Source organism: Streptomyces sp. NPDC002156, assembly GCF_053593675.1.
Genome location: NZ_JBSFDA010000048.1, coordinates 21,466 through 47,735, shown reverse-complemented (window position 1 = coordinate 47,735; position 26,270 = coordinate 21,466). Strand labels below are relative to the sequence as shown.

18 protein-coding genes and 1 pseudogene are annotated in these 26,270 nt (G+C 69.6%); 13 read left to right on the top strand and 6 right to left on the bottom strand.

What is annotated here, in order from left to right; all coding sequences use genetic code 11:
- Window positions 1–199: 199 nt before the first annotated feature.
- From ACWCRB_RS20950 to ACWCRB_RS20940, 3 genes are all read left to right on the top strand, one after another.
- Window positions 200–1,009 carry a glycerophosphodiester phosphodiesterase gene (locus ACWCRB_RS20950; protein ID WP_450997454.1) on the top strand — a complete coding sequence of 270 codons (810 nt, stop codon included), beginning with the start codon at window positions 200–202 and terminating at the stop codon, window positions 1,007–1,009.
- Window positions 1,010–1,206: 197 nt separating this feature from the next.
- Window positions 1,207–1,845: an ATP-binding protein gene (locus ACWCRB_RS20945; RefSeq protein ID WP_450997453.1), complete on the top strand. Its 639-nt coding sequence runs from the start codon at window positions 1,207–1,209 to the stop codon at window positions 1,843–1,845.
- 156 nt (window positions 1,846–2,001) lie between these two features.
- A complete protein-coding gene (locus ACWCRB_RS20940; protein WP_450997452.1) occupies window positions 2,002–2,967 on the top strand; it encodes a DUF5926 family protein in 966 nt (321 codons plus the stop codon).
- Window positions 2,968–3,189: 222 nt separating this feature from the next.
- Here ACWCRB_RS20940 and ACWCRB_RS20935 read toward each other — a convergent pair whose 3' ends face one another.
- Window positions 3,190–3,762 carry a hypothetical protein gene (locus ACWCRB_RS20935; RefSeq protein WP_450997451.1) on the bottom strand — a complete coding sequence of 191 codons (573 nt, stop codon included), beginning with the start codon at window positions 3,760–3,762 and terminating at the stop codon, window positions 3,190–3,192.
- 56 nt (window positions 3,763–3,818) lie between these two features.
- On the bottom strand, window positions 3,819–4,496 hold the full coding sequence (locus ACWCRB_RS20930) for a bifunctional DNA primase/polymerase (protein ID WP_450997450.1): 678 nt from the start codon (window positions 4,494–4,496) through the stop codon (window positions 3,819–3,821).
- Window positions 4,497–4,990: 494 nt separating this feature from the next.
- On the opposite strand from ACWCRB_RS20930, the gene ACWCRB_RS20925 reads away from it, so the two are divergent.
- Entirely contained in the window at window positions 4,991–6,523 is a 1,533-nt protein-coding gene (locus ACWCRB_RS20925) for a PP2C family protein-serine/threonine phosphatase (RefSeq protein ID WP_450997465.1), read from the top strand.
- 81 nt (window positions 6,524–6,604) lie between these two features.
- Complete coding sequence (locus ACWCRB_RS20920; RefSeq protein WP_450997449.1) at window positions 6,605–8,071, top strand: aminopeptidase P family protein; 1,467 nt, start codon at window positions 6,605–6,607, stop codon at window positions 8,069–8,071.
- 74 nt (window positions 8,072–8,145) lie between these two features.
- Here ACWCRB_RS20920 and ACWCRB_RS20915 read toward each other — a convergent pair whose 3' ends face one another.
- Window positions 8,146–8,964, bottom strand: coding sequence for a triphosphoribosyl-dephospho-CoA synthase (locus ACWCRB_RS20915; RefSeq protein WP_369029070.1), 819 nt, complete (start codon window positions 8,962–8,964; stop codon window positions 8,146–8,148).
- 9 nt (window positions 8,965–8,973) lie between these two features.
- The gene (locus ACWCRB_RS20910; RefSeq protein ID WP_450997448.1) at window positions 8,974–9,912 is read right to left on the bottom strand and encodes an intradiol ring-cleavage dioxygenase; all 939 of its coding nucleotides are present in this window, start codon (window positions 9,910–9,912) and stop codon (window positions 8,974–8,976) included.
- A gap of 528 nt (window positions 9,913–10,440) precedes the next feature.
- Here ACWCRB_RS20910 and ACWCRB_RS20905 point away from each other — a divergent pair.
- The 3 genes from ACWCRB_RS20905 (at window position 10,441) to fxsT (ending at window position 19,465) form a co-directional block, all read left to right on the top strand.
- On the top strand, window positions 10,441–12,861 hold the full coding sequence (locus tag ACWCRB_RS20905; protein ID WP_450997447.1) for an FxsB family cyclophane-forming radical SAM/SPASM peptide maturase: 2,421 nt from the start codon (window positions 10,441–10,443) through the stop codon (window positions 12,859–12,861).
- Between the two features lie 40 nt (window positions 12,862–12,901).
- A complete protein-coding gene (locus ACWCRB_RS20900; protein WP_450997446.1) occupies window positions 12,902–15,286 on the top strand; it encodes a tetratricopeptide repeat protein in 2,385 nt (794 codons plus the stop codon).
- Window positions 15,287–15,499: 213 nt separating this feature from the next.
- Entirely contained in the window at window positions 15,500–19,465 is a 3,966-nt protein-coding gene (fxsT, locus tag ACWCRB_RS20895; RefSeq protein ID WP_450997445.1) for an FxSxx-COOH system tetratricopeptide repeat protein, read from the top strand.
- A 54-nt stretch (window positions 19,466–19,519) separates the two neighbouring features.
- Here fxsT and ACWCRB_RS20890 read toward each other — a convergent pair.
- Together ACWCRB_RS20890 and ACWCRB_RS20885 are read right to left on the bottom strand one after the other, a co-directional pair.
- A pseudogene (locus tag ACWCRB_RS20890) lies at window positions 19,520–20,391 on the bottom strand (alpha/beta fold hydrolase).
- A 93-nt stretch (window positions 20,392–20,484) separates the two neighbouring features.
- The gene (locus tag ACWCRB_RS20885) at window positions 20,485–20,988 is read right to left on the bottom strand and encodes an ATP-binding protein (protein ID WP_450997444.1); all 504 of its coding nucleotides are present in this window, start codon (window positions 20,986–20,988) and stop codon (window positions 20,485–20,487) included.
- 251 nt (window positions 20,989–21,239) lie between these two features.
- Here ACWCRB_RS20885 and ACWCRB_RS20880 point away from each other — a divergent pair, with 251 nt between their 5' ends.
- From ACWCRB_RS20880 to ACWCRB_RS20860, 5 genes are all read left to right on the top strand, one after another.
- Window positions 21,240–22,100: a hypothetical protein gene (locus ACWCRB_RS20880; RefSeq protein ID WP_450997443.1), complete on the top strand. Its 861-nt coding sequence runs from the start codon at window positions 21,240–21,242 to the stop codon at window positions 22,098–22,100.
- A gap of 198 nt (window positions 22,101–22,298) precedes the next feature.
- Window positions 22,299–23,045, top strand: coding sequence for a YcnI family copper-binding membrane protein (locus ACWCRB_RS20875; protein WP_450997442.1), 747 nt, complete (start codon window positions 22,299–22,301; stop codon window positions 23,043–23,045).
- 116 nt (window positions 23,046–23,161) lie between these two features.
- Complete coding sequence (locus ACWCRB_RS20870; RefSeq protein ID WP_450997441.1) at window positions 23,162–23,815, top strand: SCO family protein; 654 nt, start codon at window positions 23,162–23,164, stop codon at window positions 23,813–23,815.
- On the top strand, window positions 23,812–24,276 hold the full coding sequence (locus tag ACWCRB_RS20865) for a copper chaperone PCu(A)C (protein ID WP_450997440.1): 465 nt from the start codon (window positions 23,812–23,814) through the stop codon (window positions 24,274–24,276). Before ACWCRB_RS20870 ends, ACWCRB_RS20865 begins: the two co-directional genes overlap by 4 nt.
- 19 nt (window positions 24,277–24,295) lie before the next feature.
- A complete protein-coding gene (locus ACWCRB_RS20860; RefSeq protein WP_450997439.1) occupies window positions 24,296–26,269 on the top strand; it encodes a copper resistance CopC/CopD family protein in 1,974 nt (657 codons plus the stop codon).
- Window position 26,270 lies beyond the last annotated feature (1 nt).

Genomic DNA, 26,270 nt, shown 5'->3' with positions numbered 1-26,270 from the left:
GGTCGGTACGTGATTCAGCTGTGCGTGTCCTTTTGTATGCCGTCAGCTTTTCCCACAGGGCGTCAGGGCACCATAAGCGGTGCCTGTGGGTCCGGGGCCACCCTTTATATCTGACAAATCACACCGACGTGTCCTTCTGTTGGGCGGACTGGGTACCCGCCACGTCACGCCCGCCCTTCGACGGTGACACCATGACGCGGTGACCCACGCACGACAGCACCCGATCCAGGTCGTCGCCCACCGCGGAGCCTCCGAAGAGGCGCCCGAGCACACACTGGCCGCCTACAAGAAGGCCATCGAGGCCGGCGCCGACGCCCTGGAGTGCGATGTACGGCTGACCGCGGACGGCCATCTGGTCTGCGTCCACGACCGTCGCGTCAACCGTACGTCCAATGGCCGCGGCGCGGTCTCCGCGCTGGAACTCGCCGACCTCGCCGCCCTGGACTTCGGTTCCTGGAAGAACCGCGACGAGGCGCCCGACTGGGAGCACCGCCCGGAGGACCGCGAGGACACCTCCGTACTCACCCTGGAGCGGCTGCTCTCGCTCGTCGCCGACGCCGGGCGGCGGGTGGAGCTGGCCATCGAGACCAAGCACCCCACGCGGTGGGCGGGCCAGGTCGAGGAGCGGCTGCTGTTCCTGCTCAAACGGTTCGGTCTGGACAGCCCGGAGTCGCCGGCCGATTCACAGGTACGGGTCATGAGTTTCTCGGCGCGCTCGCTGCACCGCGTCCGGGCCGCCTCGCCGACGCTGCCGACGGTCTATCTGAACCAGTTCCTCTCGCCCCGGCTGCGCGACGGACGGCTGCCGGCCGGCGTCCGGATCGCGGGCCCCTCGATCCGGATCGTGCGCGGTCACCCGGCGTACGTCGAGCGGCTGAAATGCGCCGGTCACCAGGTGCACGTCTGGACAGTGAACGAGCCCGAGGACGTCAGCCTCTGTGTCGATCTCGGCATCGACGCCATCATCACCAACCGCCCGGGCGCGGTTCTGCGGCAACTGGGCCGCTGACCAGGAGCGCTCCCACGACTCCGGAACCTCTCCGGCCGCGAGCCTGCTCTTACCCGACTCCGACCCCGGTTCCTGCCAGAGGTCTTGACCTGTGGTCCCGAGTGAGGAAACCTCCACCTTCGGCCATACCGTCGAAATCCGGCCACTCGGTTACAGGGAGTGCACCGGCGCGTTCGATCCGTATTCGATCATTGCGAGTGCGTCACCGAAGGCGGAAGGGGCGGTTTCCGGTACAGGCCAAAGGGGCATTCACACCGTGGCGTGGGGCAAAGGAGGTCTCGGGGGTGGCGTTGGTGGTGGCACAGGAGGTGCCCACGTCGTCGAGCATGGCCGTTCCCCATGGCCCTGCGGGCGTGGGGAAAGCAAGACACCGGATGCGTGATCAGTTGCGTACGGGCGGTGTGGCGGAATCGGTCATCGACGACGCTGTGTTGATCCTGTCCGAACTCTTGAGCAATGCGTGCAAACACGGTCGGCCGCTGGGCGAGGCCCTGGCCGGGGACGGCGACGTCCGGGCCGCGTGGCGTGTGGATTCCGGCGGCAGACTCATCGTCGAGGTGACGGACGGCGGCGGCCCGACCCGCCCGGTTCCGGCGACCCCGTCGGTCACGGCGCACGGCGGTCGCGGGCTGAACATCATCACGGCGCTGGCCAACGACTGGGGTGTCCGGGACGACACGCGGGGCGAGGTCACGGTGTGGGTCGTCGTGAACGACGACGTCCACGACCCGGACGCGGGCCATCGGCGGACGGACTTCGCCACCCGCGTCACGGCCCGCTCGATGGCCGCGATACCCGACCTGGACTTCGCGGACGCGTTCGACGACATGGACTGACAGGGTCTGGCACATCCCCTTGCACAACCTGGCGGATCCGCTGACAGAACCTGGCAGATCCGGTGACGGCCGTTGTCCACAGGGTCCCGTCGGCCGTCGTACGAGCGGCTAGGCTCGCGCCAGTACGAGACGAGCCGTAACCGGGAGACACCCACGATGGCCAAGAAGCGACCCCAGACGAAGGCCTCGCGGCCCCAGCTGTCCGACCAGGAGATCCCGGTTGTCGGCGCCCGCGAGCCCTGCCCCTGCAACAGCGGCCGGCGCTACAAGGCCTGTCACGGCCGGGCCGCCGCGCACGCGGTGACCGAGCTGGTGCACCGGCCCTTCGAGGGCCTGCCCGGCGAGGGCGACTGGGTCGCCCTGCGCGAGCTGGTCCCCGCCGCGACGGTCGAGCTGACCCTGAAGTCCGGCCTGCCCGAGGGCGTTCCCTCGGTCACGCTCGCCACGGTCCTGCCGATGGCCTGGCCCGCCCTGCGCCGCGACGACGGCTCGGTCCTGCTCGGCCTGCAGAACGACACGTCGTCCGGCGACATCAGCCGCGACCTCGCCGACACCCTCCAGCGCGCACTCACCGCCGCGCCCGGTACGCCCGTCCAGGGCCGCCGGGCCCCGGCCGACGGTCCGCGACTGCAGGATCTGCTCGATCCCGAAGGCGCGTTCGAGCCAGTTGTGCATACGGGCTTCGAGTTCTGGGTGCCGGACGCCGAGAACGCGACGGCGGACGTCACCGCCTCCCTGGAGCGGGCCAACGACGCCGCGATCCCGACCGTGAAGCTGACGGGCGTCGACGCCGCGTACTGGTGCGAGACCCCCGACAAGAACCACCTGCGCTGGGTGATGCCGCACGGCGAGGAGCAGCTGCTCGACGCTCTCGCGCGGCTGCACGCGGCCGGGCAGTCCAGCCTGGGCGAGGGCACCCGCCTCGTGGGTTCCTTCCGCGCGCACGGCCTCACCGTCCCGGTCTGGGACCTGCCGACCGGCGTCACCGCGGAGGACGTCGAGAAGCCGGCAGCCGAGTTCGCCGACCGCCTCGCCACCGCGCTGGCCTCGGACGCCCCGCTCACCCCGGAGGAGCGCCGCGCGCGCGGCGGCCTGACCAACCGACAGGTGACGCTCAGCTGACGCACAGTCGGATTCACGGACTCCGGTTGGGGTGACTCCTGTCACAACTCCCGCCAAGAACAGGAGAATCGGTGTCCGAATAGCCGAGATCGAATTTGCGAACAGCCGATCTCTTGTTAGCGTTGGAGTAGCCCGGTTGCTGGTGCATCCCCCGTCGCCAGCAACCGGGTCTTTCTGTGCCCGGAGTCCTGCGCCGCGTTCTGTACGGAACGACGCTGTACGTCAACTCCCGTCGGGCACCCCGGAGTTGCTCCCCGATCGCAGCAGCAGCGGCCCCTGTCCCGCCACCGCCCCGGCCCCCGCAGCAGCGAACTCCGCGACCGCCGAGTAGGCCCCCGGCTCGCCCGTCGTGCGCTCCCTGGGCGTCTCGCACACCCCCGGCTCGTCCTCCGCACCGACCGCGCACCGCAGTTGCACAGTGCGGGCAGCGGGCCCCATGAGGCTCAGCACAGACGTCAGTTCATGACCGGTCGCGTTGCGGTAGTAGGTGCGCGCCCAGGTCTCCTCCCCCTGGGACAGCACACAGGTCTGTGCCTCGATGCCGTCGGGGGAGGTGAGTTCGGGACCACAGCGGGCTGCCGTGGCAAGCCCCAGGCCCAGCAGCGGGGAACCCGTGGGCTCGGCGGCGTCCGGCGCCTTGCCGTCACCGGGGTCGTCCTGAGGACCCTCCTCGGGCATCAGGGAGAGAAGGGCGTCGCGGTCCGCGTCGCCCACGGGCCCCGCGGAGGCCACGGCCAGCGGAAGCGCGACCGTGAGCGCCACGACGCCCGAGAGCGCGAGCAGACGGAGGTTCATGAAGCCGAAGATAACGACAGGGAACGGGCGCGCGGTTGCCCGCGCGCCCGACACCCCTACAACTCGGGCGCGCTCACACCCGTACGAGTGAGAGCCTCGACCACGGCGTCCACCACGGCCTCGACATCGGGTACCCAGGGCGAGGCCGAGCCGGGCAGCGGTGCGCGCTCCCAGCGGACCTGGCCCAGGCCGGTCTCGGACGGGGGCAGCGCGATGTAGCCGCCCTCGCTGTGGAAACGGAGGGAACCGGGCACGAAGTCCTTCGCGTACAGCAGTTCGCCCAGCTGTTCCATCGTGTACGGCTTCACGAGCAGCGACCAGCGGGTGGGCGCCGCGACGACCGGGCCCAGGCGCATGCCCATGCGGTCCAGGGCATGGAGCGCGCGGGCCGCTGCCGGGGCCGGCAGGCTGACCGCGCACGGGGCCGCGCCGCCGGTGGCGAGGATGATGGGAGCCGTCGGCCGGTTCGTCCACCACCAGCGCACCATGCGCTCGTCGGTGGTGGCCGCGAGCAGGCCGGGGTCGAACGGGTGAGCACCGGGGACCGTGCACTCCGGATCGGGGCAGCCGCAGCGCGCGCGCCCCTGTGGGTCCGGTGCCACGCCCGGGAGTACGGGCCACTGCCATTCGGCCGCGAACGTCAGAGCCGCGCCGAGTACTTCAGGCTTCCCGCCGCCATCACGCCGGGACAGGAGCCTGCGTCGCCTTCCGAGCCTTCCGAGGATCTCGCGCATGAGCGCTCGTTCCTTTCCGTTGCACGCCTGGCAACACCGTGGGCCACATCACACCATGTGTCGATCACTTCACTGTGCGTACCTTTTGGCGCATCACGCCCCGGGGAGAGGCAAGGGGAAGCCCCCTAGTGCGCCGAGCGCCGATCGTTGGCTACGTCCGCGTCCATACTGCGTTCACCAAAAGCATGGGCATGGCGCGGGGTGGCGGAGTCTGGCGTTTTGCCGTCCCGCGTATTTCTCTCCGCCTCCGCCAAGGGAGGATGGGGCACGGCCGTCGGTGGTTAAGACGCCCGGGTCCGTCGCCAGGTTCCGGGCGGTTCCACAACCACCCCTGGCCTTCTCCGAGTACGTACCCACCAAGACCGCTGTGACGCTCCGTCGAACCAGGCCAGTCGACCGCAATAACCCGCTACCCGAGTCAGTTTTAAGCCAACTTTGCTTTTTCGCAAGGGGACCCCGGGAAACCCATGGACACCAGGAATCCCGGCAGGACAATGCTGGACATCCCCTCACGAGTGCGTGTACATGTGGAGACACTGCTAGCGGCGCAGAATCACATGGGGGTTTGCGATGCTATTGAGCAATACGCGCCGGTCGGAAGGCCGGACGCCATGAACGCCCCTCACCTCCCGAAAGTGGCTGGAATCGATTCAACGGTTCCCTCGCCCGCACACACTGTCGCGCCCGCGCCCGTAGCCCCGGCAACCCCTGCCGACACACCCGCGCTGACCTGCCAGAACGACCCCGGAATCCTCCTCCAGGACCGCCTCGCCGGGTGGGTGTCGGACCTCACAACCCTGCACGAACTCACCGAGCGGCTGGCGCGCACGGCAGCACTCGCGGACGCCCTCCAGGAACTGCTGCGCGCCGGAGCCGCCCTCGTGGGCGCCCGGCGCGGTCTCGTCGTCCTGGAACCCGGTGACGGACTCGGCCCCGACACCACCATCGGCCTGGGACTCGCCCGCGCCGACCTCGGACACATCGAGACGATCCCGCGCGGCGCGATGCCGTACGGACAGCTCCTCGACACAGCCGCAGGGCTGCCCGGCGGCGAGAGCGAAATCACACACCCCGACCTCCTCGCCGAGGACGGTCTCGACCCCCGCCACCGCGAGGTGGCCGCCCGGCTCGGCTACGCGGCGAGCTACGCGCTCCCTCTGTCCACCGAGTCCGCGGGCCGCCTCGGCGCGGCCGTCTGGCTGTACGACGAACCCGCGGAGCCGGTCGAACGCCAGCGCCACCTCGTCGGCCTGTACGCACGGTACGCGACCGAGCACCTGGCGCGACTGGTCGAGGTGGAGCGCACGCGCGCGTGCGTGACGACGATCTCCGAGGAGCTGCTGCCCGCCCGGCTGCCCCGGGTGGCCGGCGTCCAGCTCGCCGCCCGGCACCGCACGGGCCCGCGCGGCGGCGGCGACTGGTACGACGCGCTGCCGCTCCCGGACGCGGCCCTCGGCCTGGCCGTGGGCGCGGTGACCGGCTCGGGGCCCAGCGCGATCGCCGCGATGGGCCGACTGCGGGCCTCCCTGCGCGCGTACGCCGTGATGGAGGGCGAGGACCCGGTGGCGGTCCTCTCCGACCTGGAGCTGCTGCTGCGGCTCACCGAACCCGCCCGCTGCGCCACCGCCCTGTTCGCGTACTGCGAGCCCGCGCTGCGCAAGGTCACGCTGGCCGGTGCCGGGCACTGTCCGCCGCTGGTGATCGGCGAGCGGCGCACGGAGTTCGTGGAGACCACCGTGTCGGCGCCGCTCGGCATGCTCGCCTGCTGGGAGGCGCCCAGCGTGGAGTTCCGGACGGAACCCGGCGAGACGGTTCTGCTCTACACCGACGGGCTGCTGCACCGTACGGGCGAGCCCGTGGACCGGGCCTTCTCGCGGCTGCACGCGGCGGCGGCGAGCGTCCCCAAGGGGCTGCGCGAAGATCCTGGCGCGGTCGCGGACCACGTCCTGCGGAGCATGCTGCCGGACGAGGTGGACGCGTCGGACGGCCAGGAGGACGTCGTACTGCTGGCGGCGCGGTTCGAGTGAGCTGCCGGTCACCTTTCGCGCCTCTGGGCCTTGTCCCGTACGACCGTACGATGGACGAGGTCCAGTGCCGTATCTAGGAGGATGACCGTGGCCGACGAACTCGTTCCGGAGACCCCGGAAAGTGAGTCTGAGGAGCCGATCAAGCAGCGGAAGAACGGCCTGTACCCGGGCGTCTCCGACGAGCTGGCCGAGAACATGAAGTCCGGCTGGGCCGACACCGAGCTGACGGGCCTCACGCCCATCGCGCAGGCCGCCGAGACCGCCGCCCGCCGCGCCGCGCTCTCCGCGCGTTTCCCGGGCGATCGGCTGGTGATCCCCGCGGGCAATCTGAAGACGCGTTCGAACGACACGGAGTACCCGTTCCGTGCGTCGGTCGAGTACGCGTATCTGACCGGCAACCAGACGGAGGACGGCGTCCTCGTCCTGGAGCCGGTCGACGGCGGTCACAGGGCGACGATCTATCTGCTGCCGCGTTCCGACCGCGAGAACGGCGAGTTCTGGCTCTCGGGGCAGGGCGAGCTGTGGGTAGGCCGCCGGCACTCACTCACCGAGGCCGAACAGGTGTACGGCATTCCGGCCTCGGACGTGCGCGAGCTGGCGGACGCCTTGCGTGAGGCGACCGGTCCGGTGCGCGTCGTACGTGGGTTCGACGCCGGCATCGAGGCCGCGCTGACCGACAAGGTCACCACCGAGCGCGACGAGGAGCTGCGGGTCTTCCTGTCCGAGGCGCGGCTGGTCAAGGACGAGTTCGAGATCGGTGAGCTGCAGAAGGCCGTCGACTCGACCGTGCGCGGGTTCGAGGACGTGGTCCGCGTCCTGGACAAGGCCGAGGCGACCAGCGAGCGCTACATCGAGGGCACCTTCTTCCTTCGCGCGCGGGTCGAGGGCAACGACATCGGCTACGGCTCCATCTGCGCGGCCGGGCCGCACGCCTGCACGCTGCACTGGGTGCGCAACGACGGGGCCGTGCGCTCCGGTGAGCTGCTGCTGCTGGACGCGGGCGTCGAGACGCACACGTACTACACGGCCGATGTCACGCGGACTCTGCCGATCAACGGCACATACACCGAGATCCAGAAGAAGATCTATGACGCGGTGTACGACGCGCAGGAGGCCGGGATCGCGGCGGTGCAGCCGGGTGGCAAGTACCGGGACTTCCACGATGCGGCGCAGCGGGTGCTGGCCGAGCGGATCGTGGAGTGGGGGCTTGTCGAGGGGCCTGTGGAGCGGGTGCTGGAGCTGGGGTTGCAGCGTCGGTGGACGCTGCACGGGACTGGGCACATGCTCGGGATGGACGTTCACGACTGTGCGGCGGCGCGGGTTGAGTCGTATGTGGACGGGGTTCTTGAGCCGGGGGTGGTGTTGACCGTTGAGCCCGGGTTGTATTTCCAGGCTGATGATCTGACTGTGCCTGTGGAGTATCGGGGGATCGGGGTTCGGATCGAGGACGACATCTTGGTGACGGAGTCCGGGAATCGGAATCTGTCGGATGGGCTGCCTCGGCGTTCTGATGATGTCGAGGCTTGGATGGCTCGGCTCAAGGGTTGAGTTTTGGCTGCCCGGCCGGTGGGGGCTTGTCGCGCCCACGCGGCAGAGCCGCAAATGTCACAGCCCCGCGCCCCTTAGGGGGTTACCGGGAGGGAGTCCAGGAAGAGAGCGCCTGCGAAGAGGCCTGCGCTGCCTCTTGGGCTCCATCCGCGTGTGTGGAGGTCGGTGTCGAAGGCCGTCAGGGCCTTGGCGCCGGCCTCTGTCGATGTGCCGCCCGCTTCCAGGATTTCGCGGGCGCCTGCCTGGACGTGGCGTAGGCCGTGGGGGCCTGCTGTGTACAGGAGTTCGGTGTCCTGGAGCGTTGACATGACCGTCAGGAGGGCGTCCAGGCGGGCCTCCGGCTCCGTCGCGCCGTTGGAGCGGGCGGTGGCGAGGGCGTCCAACGCCCGGCGTACGTGCGGGAATCCGGCCCTCGCCTCGCCGCGGGCGCCGGCCGCGCCGTACTTCGCCGACACCGAGGAACCCCGGGAGGGTCTGCGCGGGGCGCGCTTGTCGGGGTGGGAGGCGATCCGCTTGGCCGCCGCGGCGACATCGCGTGCCTTGGCCCTGGGGTCCATGGCCGCCGCCGCGACCAGCAGGCCGAGCGCCCACAGGGCACCCCGGTGGCCGCCGCCCGCCAGCGCCACCGAGTGCTCGGTGGACCGGCCGATCGCGCCCAGCTCCGTACGGAGCGCGGGTGTCGGTTCGCCGGTACGGCGGGCCGCGGCGGCCATGGCCGCGAGGCCGGGCGCGAGCGCCTTGGCCGACCAGCGCAGGGCAAGTTGGTCCTTGCGCGTCACGCGGGCGTCGAGATCGCGCGGGTCGGGCAGGCCCGGCTTGGGAGCCAGGGCCAGCTGCCCGGTCAGCGCGTCAACGGCGGCCAGCGCCAGCGCCTCGTCCTCACGGCTGCTCATGTCCGTACCTTACGAGGAGGCCGTGGCGGACGGTGAGGCACTTTCGGTCGGGGCGTCCGTCGGGGGCTCGCCGCTCGGGGGCGTACCGCCGCCACCGCCGCCACCCGCGCCGGTGTTCTCGGCGTCCGGGTCGATGCCCAGGGTGATGAAGCCCTTGTAGCCCTTGGAGACGTCCTTCTTGTGGACCGGCTTCAGGGTGAGCAGACCGCTGGAGGTGCCGCCGCCGTCGTACACCATGTCGTTGTCGAGGGTGGTGTAGCTGCCGGTGTGCTGGGAGTAGGGCTCCAGGGCGAAGATCGCCTCGGCCGCGTCGTCGGGGAAGAAGAACTGGCCGGTGTAGTTGACCTTGCCGCCCTCGTAGGTGCCGTCCTCCTTCGCGCCGCCGGTGTGCACCTTGACGTGGATGTGGCAGGTGCGCGGGGTGTACCAGCCGGGGAAGATCGTCTCGAACTTGACGACCCCGTTGGCGTTGGCGACCTGGTAGCCGCGCAGATAGGTGTTGTCGTTGGCGGTGGAGCCGTCCTCGCTCTCGGCGGGGGCCGAGCCGCCGGGGTTGGCGGTGGTGTAGCCGGAGTAGTAGCCCCAGGCGTCGCAGTGCCAGATCTCCACGGCCGCGCCGGCCACCGGGGCGCAGGACTCGGTGGTGTCCTGGACGGTGATGCGCAGCGTCAGCGGGACGCCGGATTTGCCCTCGGTGATGTCTTTTCTGACCAGGGCGTTGTCGAGGTAGTACGGCCCCTCCGTCACGCTGGACATGAGGACGCAGGTGCCGGTGCTCTCGCTCGCCGTGGCGGACGCGGTGGCGTCGGCCGTCGTCGTGGTCGTCGCCTCGTCCGCGAAGGCCGACTGGTAGCCCGCGACCGCGAGCCCGCCTGCGGCGACCGTGCCTCCGGTCACCGCGAGAGCGCGGCGCCGGCTGATCGTTGTGTCCTTGTGGTTTCCCGTCATGATCGGGACGGTAGGAACGCAGACCGTCAGAACCTTGGGCGGGGGCTGTGGGTAGGCTGAGAATGCTGAGCATCCTGAAGCCCGCTCGGGAGCGCGCGGCCAGTCCAAGCCACTCGAGAATGATCAGGAACGCCGCCCGGATTTACGCAATCCACAGACCTGGTGCTGTGGTTTCATGTCTCCCCAGCGCCGTCCTCGGACAGTCGAACCCATTCCCCCAGGCAAACCATTCCAACACCTCTTCTGGAATGCTCGATCGTCGTCCGACGGACACAGAGAAGATCGGGGTCAGCCATCAAAACGACCGCCAACGCCTCAGCCAATGTTCAGAGCAGGCCATCCATAGCCCGACCCGAGCGAGTCCCGCTGGTCCAACTCGCCGCCGAAGTCGGCAGTTTCCATACCATTGCCGTAGCCCGCCTCCTGTCTGGGCTCGCTCCGAGGCAGGGACCCGCACGAGTCTCGGGCGGGAGCTTCCAATCCTTCCTCTGAACCATCGCTCTCGATCCTGAATCGACCAGTGCACTCATGGACCCGTCGCCGCACCCACTGAGCCAGTTCGTACTGAAGATGCACAGCCGCTGTGATCTCGCATGTGATCACTGCTATGTGTTCGAGCACGCGGACCAGAGTTGGCAAGGCCGTCCCGTGGTGATCTCCAGCAATCTGCTGGAGATCAGCGCTCGGCGCATCGCCGAGCACGCCCGCGTCCATCAGCTCGACACCGTTCACGTTGTCCTGCACGGCGGGGAGCCTCTCCTTGCCGGCCGGGCAAGACTGCGCCAGGCGGCGGAGAACTTACAGACCGCCCTGTCCGGCGTCAGCGCCCTCGATCTGCGCATCCACACCAATGGCATCACCCTCGACGAGAAGTTCTGCGACCTGTTCGCGGAGTTCGACATCAAGGTCGGCATCTCGCTCGATGGCGACCGCGCCGCCAACGACCTGCACCGCCGCTATCGCAACGGTCGCAGCAGCCACGGCCGAGTCCTTCACGCGATCGAACTTCTGAGCCGCCCCCGCTACCGGCACCTCTTCGCCGGCATTCTCTGCACGATCGACCTGCGCAACGACCCCGCCACCGTCTACGACGCACTGGCTGAACTCAACCCACCTCGCGTCGACTTCCTGCTCCCCCACGCCACCTGGGACGAGCCGCCGGCACGCCCGGCCGACAGCATCTCGTACGGTGACTGGCTGCTGAGCGTCCATGATCGCTGGACCGCCGCGGACCGACCCATGGGAGTACGGGTTCTCGACTCCGTCCTACGCACCCTGCGCGGGGCGAGCAGTCTCACCGAGTCACTCGGGCTGGCCCCGGTCGAACTGGCGGTCATCGAGACCGACGGTTCGCTCGAACAGGCGGACTCGCTGAAGACCGCGTACGACGGAGCGCCCGGCACCGGGATGAACGTGAGCGCCAACTCGCTGGACGAGATGGCCGCACACCCTGGCATCGTCGCCCGGCAACAGGGGCTGGACGGGCTGTGCGACACCTGCCGTACCTGTGAGGTCGTCCAGTCGTGCGGTGGAGGGCTGTACGCGCACCGCTACCGCTCCGGAGGCACCGCCGGCGAGTTCATGAACCCGTCCGTGTACTGCGCAGACCTGAAACAGCTCATCACCGGGGTCCGCGACAGGGAAGTCCAGAGGATGCCAGTGCCCCGACTTTCCCTGAATGAAGCACAGTTCGGCGAGCTCGCCAGCGGTCTCGGCGGAGTCGATGCCGTGGAGGTGCTGGCCCTCCACGAGCTCACCGTGAACCGCGAACTCCTCGGCGCCGTATGGCACGCATGTCCGCACGACGAGACCGGTACGGCGGCCTGGGAGACCCTGACGGTCCTCGACGCCGAGGCACCGGAGTCGGTGGACGCGGTGCTGGCCCACCCTTATCTGCGGCCCTGGGCCCTGCGGGTCCTACAGGGCAACGAGCAGGCCGGGCCGATCGCGATGCGCGGGGTGGCGGAGATCACCGCGGCAGCGCTGGTGCGGGCCGGACGGCCGGGCACAGTGACTGTTCCCGTCCTCTCCGGAGCACTGCGACTGCCGACCCTGGGGGCACTGCTGGTGGACAACGCAACGGAAGCTCAGGTCATCGGGGGTGGCGACGGCTTCGCCGTGCGGGTCGGGGGGCGGGAGCACCTCGTGGAGCGCCAAGGCGTGGTGGATCCGGCGTGGTTGAGCCTGCGCAGGTTCGAACTGGAAGGTTGGGCAGTCGCGTTGGAGGACACCGATCCATGGCGGGACACCCACGGCTACGCCTTGCAGGGACGACTCTCCGAGGCAGCGGTCGAGGAATGGCAGAACAAGCTGTCCGCCGCGTGGGAATGGATCCGGCGAGAGCTGCCCGCGTACGCCCCCGGGCTCGCAACGGGGTTGAGGGCCGTCACTCCATTGCGGAAAGCCGAGACAGGGACGGACATCAGCTCTACGGCCCGGGACGCCTTCGGCGCGGTTGCGATCGCACAGCCCGGGACACCAGAGACCCTGGCGTGTCTTCTGGTTCACGAGTTCCAGCACGTCAAGTTGGGCGCTTTACTCGATCTGACGGACCTGTACGATCCCAGCTGCGAACGAATGTTCCATGTACCCTGGCGCCCCGATCCGCGACCGCTGGAAGGCCTGCTCCAGGGGACGTACGCACACATCGCCGTCGTCGACTACTGGCAGGCGCGTAGGCGGACTGCGGCGAGTACCGAAGTCCACGCAACGGAAACCCAGTTCGCCCACTGGCGCGAACAGACGGCACGGGCGGTGGACACCCTCGCCGCGTCCGACGCCCTGACAGAACAGGGCGATCGCTTCGTTCAGGCAATGGGCAAGACCCTCGCGGACCGCCTCACACAAACAGTGAGTCCCACAGTTCCAGCAAGGGCCGACAAGTCGTCGGTGATCGGGCCCAAGACGAGCTCTGGGGCTCCGCCCGGATGCCAACAACTCTGGCAGTAAATCCGCTTTCCGGATCAGAAGAGTGGGCAACTCTCATTCCATGGGGGAGAAGCGCCGGAGTCAGTGGCAAATAGCGTCTGTTGTCGCAGCAGGCATGTGTCTGCTCGCCACTGCGGCTCTGTTCGCTGCCGACCGAGTACATGGACCGACATGGGTCAAGATCGGTGCCGGCGTCATAGTCGGTGTCCTGGCCATGCTGGGCAAGCGGGCTATGGAGGCTCTTGGGTTCCGGTGGGCGGCAGCCGTCGAGCAACTGAACCGGCGCTCCGTCACGCGTGGTGAACTCCTCCGGCAGGCACCCTTGGTCGTTGACGCGGGACATCAGCTGGCTCTGAGCATTCATCCGGCCATTCCGCTGCCCGAGACTGCGGATTCGGACCTGTCGGGCAACCTGCCTGAGTACATCGAACGCAGAATCGACGCGGACATTCGCGCGTGGATCAAGGGACATACCAGGAGTGGCGGACTGATCGTGCTGGTCGGTCCCGCTACCGCAGGCAAGACAAGAAGCCTCTACGAGGCGCTGCGGACAGAAGTGCCCGACTGGCTGGTTCCGAAGGTGGGAACCGGCGCACAACTCAACGCAGCCGTCGAGGACGGCGTGGACCTGTCGCAGTCCGTCATATGGCTGGACGAGCTTCAGAACTTCTTCGCCGACGAGACCTTGACGGCCAGTTCCGTACGCCAGTTGATCCTGGGGCGCAGCGGACCCGTGCTCCTCGCTGCCACCATACGGTCAGAGGAACTGGACCGACTGCTCCATGGGAGTTCCCCCGAGGATGAGACAACCGGTCCCCATGTCGAGCAGGCCATCGGATATACCCACGCCCAGCAGGTGGTGAAGATGCTGGCTCGATGGTCGCCCCGCAGCGGTACGTCGGAACGCGCCATCCGGTTCCATGTCGACAGCCAGCTGACAAGAGACGAGCTCTCGCGCGCCCGAGCACTCGCCGAGATCGACCCGCGCATTGCCAGCGCACTGGCTGGATCACAGGACGGAAGGGTCACTGCGACGCTGGCCGGTGCACCGGATCTGATCGAACGCTGGACCTTGGAGACGTCAGGGGACCCGAACGGCCAAGCCTTGATCACTGCAGCGGTCGTGGCCAGGCGCTGTGGTTACCCGGAGCCCATCCCCAGAAACGTCCTGGAATCCCTGGCTGTCCTGTATCTGGCAGAGCAGAGCAAGGCCCCGCAATCCACGGACTGGTTGCCGCCTGCCCTCACATGGGCAATCCGTCCGATCGAGGGCAGAATCAGTGCCCTGAGTGAAGCGATCACCCGTCCGGGAGTAGTGGACGGCTTCCGTGTGTCCGATGTCTTGGTGCAGCACTCGTACGGAGCTGGTCAGGGCGTGGTGGACCACATGCTGGCCCGTGAGGAGACGTGGGCATCCCTTATCGAACAAGTCGAGCCGTCCATACGGACACTCATCGGGGTCAGCGCGGAATGGGCCGGCAACACCGAGATGGCCCAGCGAGCCTGGCGCAGCGCGGCAGACGATGACGATGTGCAAGCGATGCACTGGCTCGGCCGAATCCACACCGATGGCGGAGATCATCAGCTGGGTGCGGCCTGGTTCCGACGAGCCGCCGAGCGAGGTTTCCTTCCGTCAATGACGGGACTTGCGTCCTGCCTTCACGAGCAAGGCGACTCGGCCGAAGCCGTCACCTGGCTGAGGCAGGCTGCTGACCGTGGGAGCACGTCCGCCATAGTCAGCCTCGGTCTGAGGATGGTCGGTCAGGGCAACCTGGCTGAGGGGGAACGTTGGTATCGCCAGGCAGCTGAGCTCGAAGACGCCAGGGCGATGGCGAACCTCGGGTACTTGCTCATGCAGCGGGGCGACCTCGACGAAGCCGAACACTGGAACCGGCGCGGAGCACTCCTCGGCCACACAGGCGCCATCGAGAACCTGGCGACGATCTGTCTTCGACGTGGCGAGACCGATCGCGCCCTCGACTGGTTTCGCCGCGGGGCGGAGTTCGCCCTGACCAAGTTGGAGGAGTCGCCTCAATCCTTTCAGCCCTGGCCGGGAGAAGCCGCTGACGACGGCATTTCCAACGTCATTCTCGGCCTGGCCGAAACACTTCTCGAACGAGGCGAGTCGGCGGAAACGGAAGAGGCGGAGTACTGGCTTCGGCTGATCGCCGAGCGAGGCGATCCACGAGCTGCAGCAGCCCTTGCGGCACGTCTCAGTGCCCGTGGAGAAGCTGCGGGTGCCCATGGCTGGAGGCAGAAGGCCGCCGAATCGGCTGACAGTCTCCTCAATCGCGCCCGAGCCGTATTACTCGACGCGTACGGTCTGCCCGGGCCGCAAGCTCATATCGACATCATTCTCACCCATGCCACCAGCTTGGACGAAGAAGGAAACTCAGTGGAGGCCCACGCCTGGCGTGCCAAAGCCACTCTCCACAGCACCGCGTAACACTGAGTGATTCAGCGGGACCTCCCTGGTGTGGGCGGCAGAGATTCCCACACATGGATCCCAGCCCAGACCAATGACCCGAGAGCACCGAGCGCCTCCTGCGGACTCCTGCGGACTCCTGAGCGTGACACCCGAGCCCCGCGGCCTCAAGCGCACAGAACACCGGAAGTCACGGCACGAGGGAAGAGCAAGGCCGACACAACGGAGGGCTCCATGACCGAGGGCCACAAGGGTTCAGTGATCACCTTCTACTCGTACAAGGGCGGGACCGGCCGGACCATGGCGCTCGCCAACGTGGCCTGGATCCTGGCCGCGAACGGGTATCGCGTGCTCGCAGTCGACTGGGACCTGGAGGCCCCGGGCCTGCACCGGTTCTTCCACCCGTTCCTCAAGCCCTCCTTACTGCGGGCCACCCCCGGCCTGATCAACCTGATCGACGACTACCGCCGCGAGGCACTGCGCGACCTCCCCGACCGTGAGCCGGACTGGCACCGCCGCTACGCCCGCGTACGCCCCCATGCCATCTCCCTGGACTGGACCTTCCCGAAGCCGGGGAGCCTGGACTTCCTGTCGGCCGGCGTACAGCACCGCGACTACCCGATCGTCGGCAACATGGACTGGGACAGCTTCTACCGCAGCTACGGCGGCGGGCAGTTCTTCGACGCGATGCGCTCGGACATGGAGCGGTACTACGACTACACACTGATCGACAGCCGTACCGGCCACAGCGACCTCGCCGACATCTGCACCGTGCAGATGCCCAGCACCCTGGTGGTCTGCTACACCCTCAGCGACCAGAGCCTCGGCGGCGCCGCCGAGGTCGTACGGGCCATCGAGGAGCGCTACGGCGACAAGGGGATCCGCATCCTCCCGGTCGCCATGCGCATCGACGACGGCGAGAAGGACAAGGTCGACGCGGGCCGGGCGCTGGCCCGGGAGCGCTTCGAGGGCCTGCCCAGCGGCCTGGACGCCGAGGAACTCGACGCCTACTGGGGCGCGGTGGAGATCCCCTACCGCCCCTACTACGCCTACGAGGAGATCCTCGCCCCCTTCGGCGACCCGCCCAAGGTCGCCAGCTCCATGCTGACCGCCTGCGAACGGCTGACCTCCGTCGTCACCGCGGGCCGGGTGTCCTCCCTGCCACCCCTCAACGACGTCAAGCGCAACCAGTACCTCTCGGCCTACACCCGCCGCCGCCCCCTGCCGCCGTCGAAGCTGCTCCTGCAGTACGTCTCCGAGGACCGGATGTGGGTGGCCTGGCTGGAGTCGGTGCTGCGCGAGGCGCGGTTCGATGTGGTCTCCCAGGACGTGCGGGCGATGACGACGCTGGAGATCGGCGGCGAGGCCGTCTCCGGCGGCTCGCACCGGGTGCTCGCCGTGGTCTCCCCCACCTTCCTCAGCTCCCGTACGGCCATGGCGGCCTGGGAGGCCACGGTGCACTTCGGCGGTTCGCAGAAGCACCAGCCGGTCGCCCTGCGGGTCGGGGACGTGCAGCAGATCCCGCACACGAGCCGGGGCGGCACCATCGATCTGGCCCGACTGGACGAGGAGACCGCGACGACCGCGCTGCTCACCGGTCTGGGCCGCCCCGGTTCCCCCCAGACGGTCGTCCGCCCGCACGGCACACGCTTCCCGAACACCAGCACAAGCGTGTCCAACGTCCAGCCCCGCTACCGGTCCTTCACCGGCCGCTCGCCGATCCTGGAGCAGGTGCGCAGCCAGTTCGTGGCCGTCGCCGCCGGACAGCGGCTGCCCCAGGTGCTGCACGGTCTCGGCGGCGTGGGAAAGACCCATCTGGCCCGCGAGTACGCCAACCGCTTCAGGGCGGACTACGACCTGGTGTGGTGGGTCGACGCCGAACAGCCCGGCCTGGTCGCGCCCAAGCTCGCCGACCTCGGCCGTCGGCTCGACCCGAGCATCGGCGACGACGTGTCCGAGGCCGTCGAGGCCGCGCTCCAGGCGCTGAGGGCCGCCCGCCCGTACAAGCGCTGGCTGCTGGTCTTCGACAACGTCGAGGACCTGGACCTGGTGATCAACCGTTTCAGCGAGCTGACCGGCCCGATCCCGGACGAGGTCTACGGCCATCTCCTGGTCACCACCCGCACCAAGCCGACCTCCACCCAGGTACGGCCGCTCCAGGTCGACGTCTTCACCCGGGAGGAGAGCGTCGAGCACCTGACCCGGCGGGTTCCGGGACTGAGCGAGGAGGACGCGGCCCTGGTCGCCGACGCGGTCGGAGACCTGCCCCTGGCGATCGCGGTCGCGGCGGGTTGGCTCGAGACAACCGCGACGCCCGTCGGCGAGTACATCGAGCAGCTGCGCGAGCAGAGCACCCGGGTGCTGTCGGTGCCGGCCGCCGTCGACGCCGTGGAGTACCCGTCCCCCGTGGGCGCCACCTGGAACATCTCGATCACCCGGCTGCGCCATGAATCGCCCGCGGCGGCCCGGCTGCTCGAACTGTGCAGCTTCCTGTCCGCCGAACCGATCTCCATGACCCTGGTCGGCAGCGACCCCATGATCAAGGCGCTGCTGCCCTACGACAAGGACCTGCGCGCCCGTTACATGCTCGGCAAGGTCATCCAGTCGCTGGGCAGGTTCGCACTGGCCAAGGTCGACCCCACCGACAACTCCATCCAGGTGCACCGGCTGGTCCAGTCCGCGGTGCGCGACAGCATGGCCCCGGAGGTGGCCGAGGACACCGTCCACGAGGTGCACCGCATCCTGGCCGCCGTACGGCCGCCCGAGGGGGCGGTGGACGACCCCGCCAAGTGGGACGAGTTCGAGGTGATCTGGCCGCATCTGGTCCCCTCCAACATCCGCGAGTGCGCGGAGGAGGAGCCCCGGCAGCTGATGGTGGACCGGATCCGCTATCTGTGGAAGCGCGGCGAACTGCATGTCGCCCGCACCCTGGGCACGCAGCTCAACGAGTTCTGGAGCACCGAGTTCCCGGACTCCAACGACGAGCAGATCCTCAACCTCCGTTTCGAGCTGGCCAACATCCTGCGCTCCCAGGGCGAGTACCAGGCCGCCCGCGAGATGGACGAGGACACCCTGGCCGCACAGCGCCGGCTCCTCGGCGAGGGCCACCCCTCCCTGCTCATCACCTCCGGCAGTGTGGCCGCCGACCTGCGGGCCCTCGGGCGCTTCAACGAGGCGCTGCAGCTGGACCGGCGGATCTACAGCGGATTCCGCGAGATCTTCGGCGAGGACGACTCCCGGACCCTGCGCTCCGCCAACAACCTCGCCATCGACCACCGCCTCACCGGGGACAGCAAGGCCGCCCTGCATCTCGACGAGGACACCGTGCGCCGCCGTACCGCATTGGACGGCCCGCTGCACCCGTACACCCTCACGACCCGCAGCCACTACGCCCGCGACTTGAGGGAGCTGGGCGAGTACGACGACTCGGTGGAGATCCTGCGCGAGGTCAGGGACAACTTCGGGCAGGTGCTCAACCCGTACGTCCCCGAGGTGCTGCGGGTCGACAAGAGCCTCGCCGTGTCCCTGCGCAGGGCCGGCCGGATCGAGGAGGCGCTGCGTCTGAGCGAGCAGACCTGGGAGACCCACACCCGCTACCGCGACCGGTACGGCCGCTCCATCCCCGAGGAACTGGCCTGCGGGCTCAACCTCGCCGCCGACTACCTTGCCACCGACCCCGGACAGGGGGCCCGGCGGGCGGTGCAGCAGATCGCGGAGGTGCAGGAGGGCTACCGGAACTCCTTCGGTCCCCAGCACCCGTTCACCATGTTCTGCCTCAACAACCTGGCGATCTGTCACCGGGCCCTCGGCGAGCCGGAGAAGGCCGCGGAACTGGCCGAACGGGCCCGCGCCGGCCTCGCGGCGACGCTCGGCGACGCACACCCGTCCACCCTGAGTACGGGGACCACCCTCGCCAACGCCCTGGCCGACCTCGGTCGCCCGGAGGAGGCCGAGCGCTGGGAGCGGCTGACCGTGACCGGCCTGCGGGGGCGCCTCGGCCCCATCCATCCCGACACCCTGAGCAGCATGGCCAACCTCGCGGTCACCCTCCGCCAGCTGGGCCGCGACAAGGAGGCCACCCAGCTCCACCAGGAGGCGCAGACCGGACTGGTCCACCGCCTGGGCGATACGCACCCCTTGAGCACGGCGGCGGTCGGGTGGCTGCGGATCGACCGGGACCTGGAGCCACAGCAGGTGTGAGGGGGCGCGTGGAGCTCATGGACCGGGGTCGTCCGCCGGGCCCACCCGCCGGACTCACTCCTCGTGCCGGGAGGCCCATCCGATCATGCGGGTCATCACACGGAGCGCTCCGAAGTGGGCGGCGTGGCGTTCGACCTCGACGCGGGACCGGGGATGTGGCGACCGAGCCAGCGGGTGGGTTCCACCGGGGCGAAGATGTCCTCCTCGCCGTGCCAGAGGAAGACCGGGGCGGTGATGCCCGAGGGCTCGAAGCCCCAGCCGGTGCTGAACGCCATGACGTCGTCCACCCAGCCGTCGGCGGAACTGCGCAGCCCCTCGGCGAAGTTGCACTCCAGCATGGCCCGGATGCCGGCGTCCGCGATGATCCAACGGTCGAACTCGGGCAGTCCGCTGCGCATCTCGGCGATGGAGGCCGCCGGATCGGCACGGATCGTCCGCGTGCGTCGCCCCAGCGTGGCGGTGAGCCGGTGCCGGCCCGCGGCGGCGTTGACGTACGCGTGGACGTTGGCCTCGGTCATACCGTCGAACCAGTCCAGGTCGGCGGCGTCCGGAGGGGCGAGCCCGACCAGTGAGCCGGCCCGTGCCGTGCGCTCCGGAAGCAGCGCCGCACAGGCGAGCGCGTGCGGGGCGCCGCCCGCGCGGCCCACCACCCCGAACCTGCCGATCCCGAGGGCGTCGGCGATCAGGCGGACGTCCTCGGCCGCCGCACTCGCCGAACGGCCCGGACCGCGGTCCGAACCTCCGTATCCCGGGCGGTCGAACGTGATCAGCCGGACCCTCATGCGGTAGAGGACCGAGGGCCGCGGCGCGGGTCCGAGTCTGCTGCCGGGGGTGCCGTGCAGCAGGAACACCGGACGGCCCTGCGGATCGCCCCGCTCCTCGACCGACAGCCGCCGTCCGTCCCCCGCCCGTACCGTCCACGCCATGGTCAGCCCCCCGTGGCCCGACGTCGCGCCGATTCCCGTCCGGTCAGCATGCAGACCGGAATCTCCGGAGTCATGACATCGACGGAAAGGGCGTCACACCGCCATCAGCGGTGCGTCCTTCCGCCACTTGAGGATCTTGTCGAAGCTGACCACCGCACCGCCCCGGCCCGGCTTGTTGCCGATGGTGACGTGGTCGGCGAGTTCCTCGATCAGCGACAGGCCCCGGCCGTGCTCCGCGTCGTACGGGACGGCGGCGACGGGTACCGGGCGGCGCGGGGCCTCCGTGAGCGCCGGGCCGGCCGTGCTCGCCGTGTTCATCGGGCTCGCCGGGAAGCCGGGGCCCGAGTCGGCGACCTCGATGCGGCACTTCTCGCCGTCCAGGTACGCGGTGACGCGATAGGCCCCGCGGGAGTCGCCGTGCGCCGTGTCACCGGCGTGCTCGACCGCGTTCGCACAGGCCTCGCTCAGCGCGAGGGAGAGGTCGTAGGAGATGTCGGGGTCGACGCCCGCCGTCTCCATCGTGCCCAGCAGCAGGCGTCTGGCGAGCGGAACGCTCGCAGCCTCGCGCCGCAGATGGAGTGACCACCAGATGCTCATGCTCCAGCCTCCAGGCCGCGGCTCGACATACCTGTACGTATTGCCGCGAGTGCCGGTGTGTAAGCACGCAGTTGACGTGATGCCGCCCATACGGGGGATGCACTGCGGGCTCCAATCGGTGTATGTGGGGCTTCGATTCGCAGAAGTCGTCTTCCGCTTGTACCCGCTTGTACGGGGTGTTACCCGGCCGTACACCACCTTGTGGACCTGCCTTATGGGCACCGTGGGGCCAGTGCGATGATGAGCCCGCCATGACTGCCCGCCGCCGGCGCACAGCGCCCTCCGGAAGCGCACTCCGGATGCTGAGGGCCGCGGTGTTCGCCGCGGTCTGTGTCGTGCTGGCCGGTGCCGGGCACACCCTCGCCTCCTGCGCCTCCGTTCCGCTGTGGACCCTGGGCGCCGGTTTCCTCGGGGTCCTGGCATGCGCGGCACCGCTCGCCGGACGGACCCGTTCGCTGCCGGGCATCGTCGCCCTGCTGGCCGTCGGGCAGACGGTCCTGCACACCCTGTTCGGGCTCGGGCAGCACACCGCCACGTCGGCGGCCGCTTCGGCTTCGACGGCCGCCGCGACGGACACCGCCCTGGTCGCCCGGGCCGCCCGGCTGCTGTGCGGTGCGCCGCTCGCGGCGATCAGCCCGGCCCAGGCCCAGCGGATCCTCTCCGACGCCCGGATCAGCACGACCACCGGTACGGGGACGGGCGGTACCGGGATGGGCGCCGGCTCCGACATGGGGTCCATGAGCCACTCCGCGGACTCCCTCGCCTCCTCCGCCGGGTCCCTCAGCTCCGTACTGCCGTCGCTGCCCATGCTGCTCGGTCATCTGCTCGCGGCCGTCGCCACCGGCTGGGTGCTGCGGCACGGGGACCTTGCGCTGCTGCGGCTGATGCGGCTGTCGGCGCACGGCGTGGCCGAGGGGGCGCTCGTACGTTCCCTGCGCGGGGCGCTCGCGCTGGCGCGTGCACTCCGTGCGGGCCTTCCGGGTACGCCCGGTACGGCACCGCGGGTCCCGCGCGCGTGCACCCTCGTACCCCTGAGGCCGCCCGCGACCGCGCTCCAGCACTCGGTGATCCGGCGCGGTCCGCCGGCCGGCGCTCTCGTGCTCGCCGCCTGACACGACGCGACCGCTCCCCGTCGGGTCCCCAGGGTCTTCGGATCCGAGGGTCCGGGGGTTCGAGGAGGCCGCCGTCGTGCGGCACACGCGCGTGTGCACCGTTCCGCACGTGCGTCCCTCTTCCTCCGCGAACCCTCTCCGAGGCCTCCCGGATCTCCCCGGGCCCTCGGACCTCACCGAAGTGGAGCGCCTTCCGACATGAAGGTTTCCCGTATCGCCGCCGCCGGTGCCCTCGCCGGCGCCACCGTCCTCGTCCTGTCCGGTCCGGCCTTCGCGCACGTCAGCGTGTCCGCCGAGGGCACCGCCGCCAAGGGCGGCTACGCGACCGTCAACTTCAAGGTGCCGAACGAGCGCGACAACGCCTCGACCACCAAGCTCGAGGTCAGCTTCCCGACCGACCACCCGCTCGCCTCGGTGATGCCGGAGCCGGTCCCCGGCTGGACCGCCAAGGTCACCACGTCCAAGCTGGCCACCCCCGTCGAGCTGCACGGCGAGAAGATCTCCGAGGCCGTCTCCAAGGTCACCTGGACCGCCAACGACGGCAAGGGCATCCCGACCGGCTACTTCCAGAAGTTCCCGCTCTCCATCGGCCAGCTGCCCGAGGACACCGACGAACTCGTCTTCAAGGCGCTCCAGACGTACTCCAACAAGGAGGTCGTCCGCTGGATCGAGGTCCAGGAGGACGGCGCCGAGGAGCCCGACAACCCCGCGCCGGTGCTGGCCCTGTCCGCCGCCACCGAGAGCCACCACGGTGGCTCCTCGTCCACGGAGGAGACCGAGGCGGCGGCCTCCGCGGAGCCCGCCGCGAACACCACGACCACCGCCGCCGAGCCCGCCGACAGCAGCGACACCACCGCGCGCGTGATGGCAGTCGTGGGCATCGTCGTCGGTGTCGCGGGCGTGGCGTTCGGCGTGCTGGCCGGCCGTCGCCGCACCACCGTCTGACCCTCGCTCACCTTCCGGTGCGCGCCGGGGGCGTGCGGTTGTCCCGTACGCCCCCACCCGCCCTACCTGTCGGCGCACCGAACCTCCCACGAACAACACCTCCGGGACCTCTCCTTATGCGCAAGAAGCTGTTCGCCGCCTCCGCCCTGCTGGTCGCGGCCACCCTGACCCTCTCCGCCTGCGGCAGCGGCGACGACTCCGACACGTCCGTCGCCGATGTCTCCGTCGAGTCCGGCTCGGACAAGGCGGCCACGATCCTCGACCAGCCGTTCGAGAAGCCCGACCTCGTCCTCACGGACACCCAGGGCAAGAAGTACGACTTCCGCGCGGAGACCAAGGGCCGGCCCACCCTCGTCTACTTCGGCTACACCAACTGCCCCGACGTCTGCCCGCTGACGATGAGCAACATCGCCGTCGCCAAGAAGCAGCTGTCCAAGGCCGACCAGGACAAGCTCCGCATCGTCTTCGTCACCACCGACCCGAAGCGGGACACCCCGGCCGCGCTCGGCAAGTGGCTCAAGGGCATCGACCCCCAGGTGGTCGGTCTGACCGGCGACTTCGCCACCATCCAGGCGGGCGCCCGCACCCTCGGCATCTCCATCGAGCCGACGTCGAAGGACAAGAACGGCAAGACGATCTCGATGCACGGCACCCAGGTCATCGCGTTCTCCCCGAAGACCGACGGCGGCTATGTCCTGTACGGCGAGGACGCCACCGTCGACGACTACACCAAGGACCTCCCGAAGATCATCAAGGGGCAGAACCCGTGAGGCGCCTCCCCCTGGTGACGGCCGCGGTGCTCGCCGGGGCGCTCGCCCTCACCGCGTGCGGGAGTTCGGACTCCGGGTCCGACGACGACGCCGGACTCTCCGTAGGCTCCGCCTACATGCCCCAGCCGGTCTCGGACACCATGGCCGCCGGATTCCTCGTCATCACCAACAAGGGCGCCGCCGGTGACGTACTCACCCGCGTCACCAGCGAGGTCGCCGGCGAGGTCACCGTGCACAAGACCGTCGGGCAGACCATGGAGGAGGCCAAGAGCCTCGACATCCCGGCCCACGGCGAACTCGTCCTCCAGAGCGGCGGCGACCATCTGATGTTCGAACAGCTCAAGCGCAAGCCGCTGGAGGGCGAGAAGGTCGCCGTCCAGCTGCACTTTGCCAAAACCTCGCCGATCACCGTCGAGATGCCGGTGAAGTCCGCGACGTACAACCCGAAGACCGGACACTGAGACCGAGGGAGGGATCACCGTGACACAGACCATCGCCCCCCGCGTACGGCCCCTGGTGCTGCTGTTCCTCGCGATCGCCGGCGCGCTGCTCGCCGGGCTGGCCGGCGCCGCGCCTGCCTCCGCACACGCGGCGCTGACCGGCAGCTCACCGTCGCAGGGAGTCGTGGTCGACAAGGCCCCGGACCAGGTGACGCTGACCTTCTCCGAGAAGGTCGCGCTGTCCGACGGCTCGATCCGCGTGCTCGACCCCAAGGGCAAGCGCGTCGACACCGGCAAGGCGGCCGAGATCAGCGGCACGACGTACGGCGTCCCGCTCCACTCCGGGCTGCCCGACGGCACGTTCACCGTCGCCTACCAGGTCGTCTCGGCGGACAGCCACCCCGTCGCCGGCGCCTACACCTTCTCCATCGGCGCCCCCTCCGTCACCTCCGTCAAGGTCTCCGACGAGTCGGCGGGCGGCGGAGTCGTCGGCGCCCTCTACGGCTTCGGCCGGTACGTCTCGTACGCGGGCTTCATCGTCATGGTCGGCGGCGCCGCCTTCGTCCTCGCCTGCTGGCAGCGCGGCGCCGGCGTACGGGCGCTCCAGCGGCTCGTCGCCGCCGGATGGCTCGCGATGACCGCGGCCACGCTCGCCCTGCTGCTGATGCGCGGCTCGTACACCGGCTCCGGCAAGGTCGGCGACATCTTCGACCTGGGCCTCCTCGGCGACGTCCTGCAGACCAAGACGGGCGCCGCGCTCGTCTCCCGGCTGCTGCTGCTCGCGGCCGGCGCGCTCTTCATCGCGGTCCTCTTCGGGGCGTACGCCCGGCCGGAGGAAGAGCTGGAAGACGCCGACGAGGACGACGAGGACGCGGCGTACGACGCCACCGCGAAGCGGGATCTCACCTTCGGGCTCGCCATCGGCGGCGGTGTCGTCGCGATCGGCCTCGCCGCCACCTGGGCGCTCGCCGAGCACGCCTCGACCGGCCTCCAGGCGGGCATCGCGATGCCCGTCGACGTGGTCCACCTGGTGGCCGTCGCCCTCTGGCTCGGCGGGCTCTCCGCACTCCTGGTCGCGCTGTTCCGGGCACCCGCCGACGCCCCGATCGAGGGCTCGGCCGTACGCCGCTTCTCCCGCCTCGCCTTCGGCAGCGTGCTGGCACTGGTCGCGACCGGCATCTACCAGTCCTGGCGCCAGGTCGGCTCCTGGTCGGCGCTCACCGGCACCTCGTACGGCCAGCTGCTGCTCGTCAAGATCGGCCTGGTGATCGTCCTCGTCGGCATCGCCTACATCTCGCGCCGCTGGACCACCCAGCTGCCGGAGACCGCCGAGGCCGTGACGGCGGAGCGTACGGAGGACGAGACCGCCGACGCCGAGAAGGAACCGGTCGCCGCCGGAGCCGTCAAGGGCGGGGACGCCAAGCGCGCCGCCCAGCTCGCCCGGCAGCAGGCGGCCGTCGACACCGCGCGCGTGAAGCGGCTGCGCGACGCCGACCCCCTGCGCACGGGGCTGCGCCGCTCGGTGCTCGCCGAGGCGGGCATCGCCGTCGTCCTGCTCGCCGTCACCACCGTGCTGACGTCCACCGAACCGGGCCGTACGGAGGAGGAGGCCAAGTCCGCCGCGGCGGCGTCCTCGTCGTCGTCCTCTTCGTCGGACTCCTCGGTCGGGACCGGCGCGCTGACCCTCGACATGACCTTCGACACCGGCGGGCAGGACGGCAAGGGCCTCGTCCGGCTCGACATCAACCCCGCCCGCGTCGGCGGCAACGTCATGCACGTGTACGTGGAGCGGCCCAACGGCCGGGCATTCGACGTGCCCGAGGTCAAGGTCGCCTTCACCCTCACCGCCCAGGACATCGGCCCGCTGCCCGTCAACCCGGACCGCGTCGCCACCGGCCACTGGACGGCGAACGAGGTCCAGATCCCCATGGCCGGCACCTGGAAGATCGCCGTGACGGTACGGACCTCCGACATCGACCAAGTGACCGTCACCAAGAACGCGCAGATCGGCTGAC

Bases quoted from the DNA above. Each gene is read 5' to 3' on its own strand.
- ACWCRB_RS20940 (WP_450997452.1), top strand. From the start codon at position 2,002: ATGGCCAAGAAGCGACCCCAGACGAAGGCCTCGCGGCCCCAGCTGTCC.
- ACWCRB_RS20935 (WP_450997451.1), bottom strand. From the start codon at position 3,762: ATGAACCTCCGTCTGCTCGCGCTCTCGGGCGTCGTGGCGCTCACGGTC.
- ACWCRB_RS20930 (WP_450997450.1), bottom strand. From the start codon at position 4,496: ATGCGCGAGATCCTCGGAAGGCTCGGAAGGCGACGCAGGCTCCTGTCC.
- ACWCRB_RS20925 (WP_450997465.1), top strand. From the start codon at position 4,991: ATGCTGGACATCCCCTCACGAGTGCGTGTACATGTGGAGACACTGCTA.
- ACWCRB_RS20920 (WP_450997449.1), top strand. From the start codon at position 6,605: ATGACCGTGGCCGACGAACTCGTTCCGGAGACCCCGGAAAGTGAGTCT.
- ACWCRB_RS20915 (WP_369029070.1), bottom strand. From the start codon at position 8,964: ATGAGCAGCCGTGAGGACGAGGCGCTGGCGCTGGCCGCCGTTGACGCG.
- ACWCRB_RS20910 (WP_450997448.1), bottom strand. From the start codon at position 9,912: ATGACGGGAAACCACAAGGACACAACGATCAGCCGGCGCCGCGCTCTC.
- ACWCRB_RS20905 (WP_450997447.1), top strand. From the start codon at position 10,441: ATGGACCCGTCGCCGCACCCACTGAGCCAGTTCGTACTGAAGATGCAC.
- ACWCRB_RS20900 (WP_450997446.1), top strand. From the start codon at position 12,902: ATGGGGGAGAAGCGCCGGAGTCAGTGGCAAATAGCGTCTGTTGTCGCA.
- fxsT (WP_450997445.1), top strand. From the start codon at position 15,500: ATGACCGAGGGCCACAAGGGTTCAGTGATCACCTTCTACTCGTACAAG.
- ACWCRB_RS20885 (WP_450997444.1), bottom strand. From the start codon at position 20,988: ATGAGCATCTGGTGGTCACTCCATCTGCGGCGCGAGGCTGCGAGCGTT.
- ACWCRB_RS20880 (WP_450997443.1), top strand. From the start codon at position 21,240: ATGACTGCCCGCCGCCGGCGCACAGCGCCCTCCGGAAGCGCACTCCGG.
- ACWCRB_RS20875 (WP_450997442.1), top strand. From the start codon at position 22,299: ATGAAGGTTTCCCGTATCGCCGCCGCCGGTGCCCTCGCCGGCGCCACC.
- ACWCRB_RS20870 (WP_450997441.1), top strand. From the start codon at position 23,162: ATGCGCAAGAAGCTGTTCGCCGCCTCCGCCCTGCTGGTCGCGGCCACC.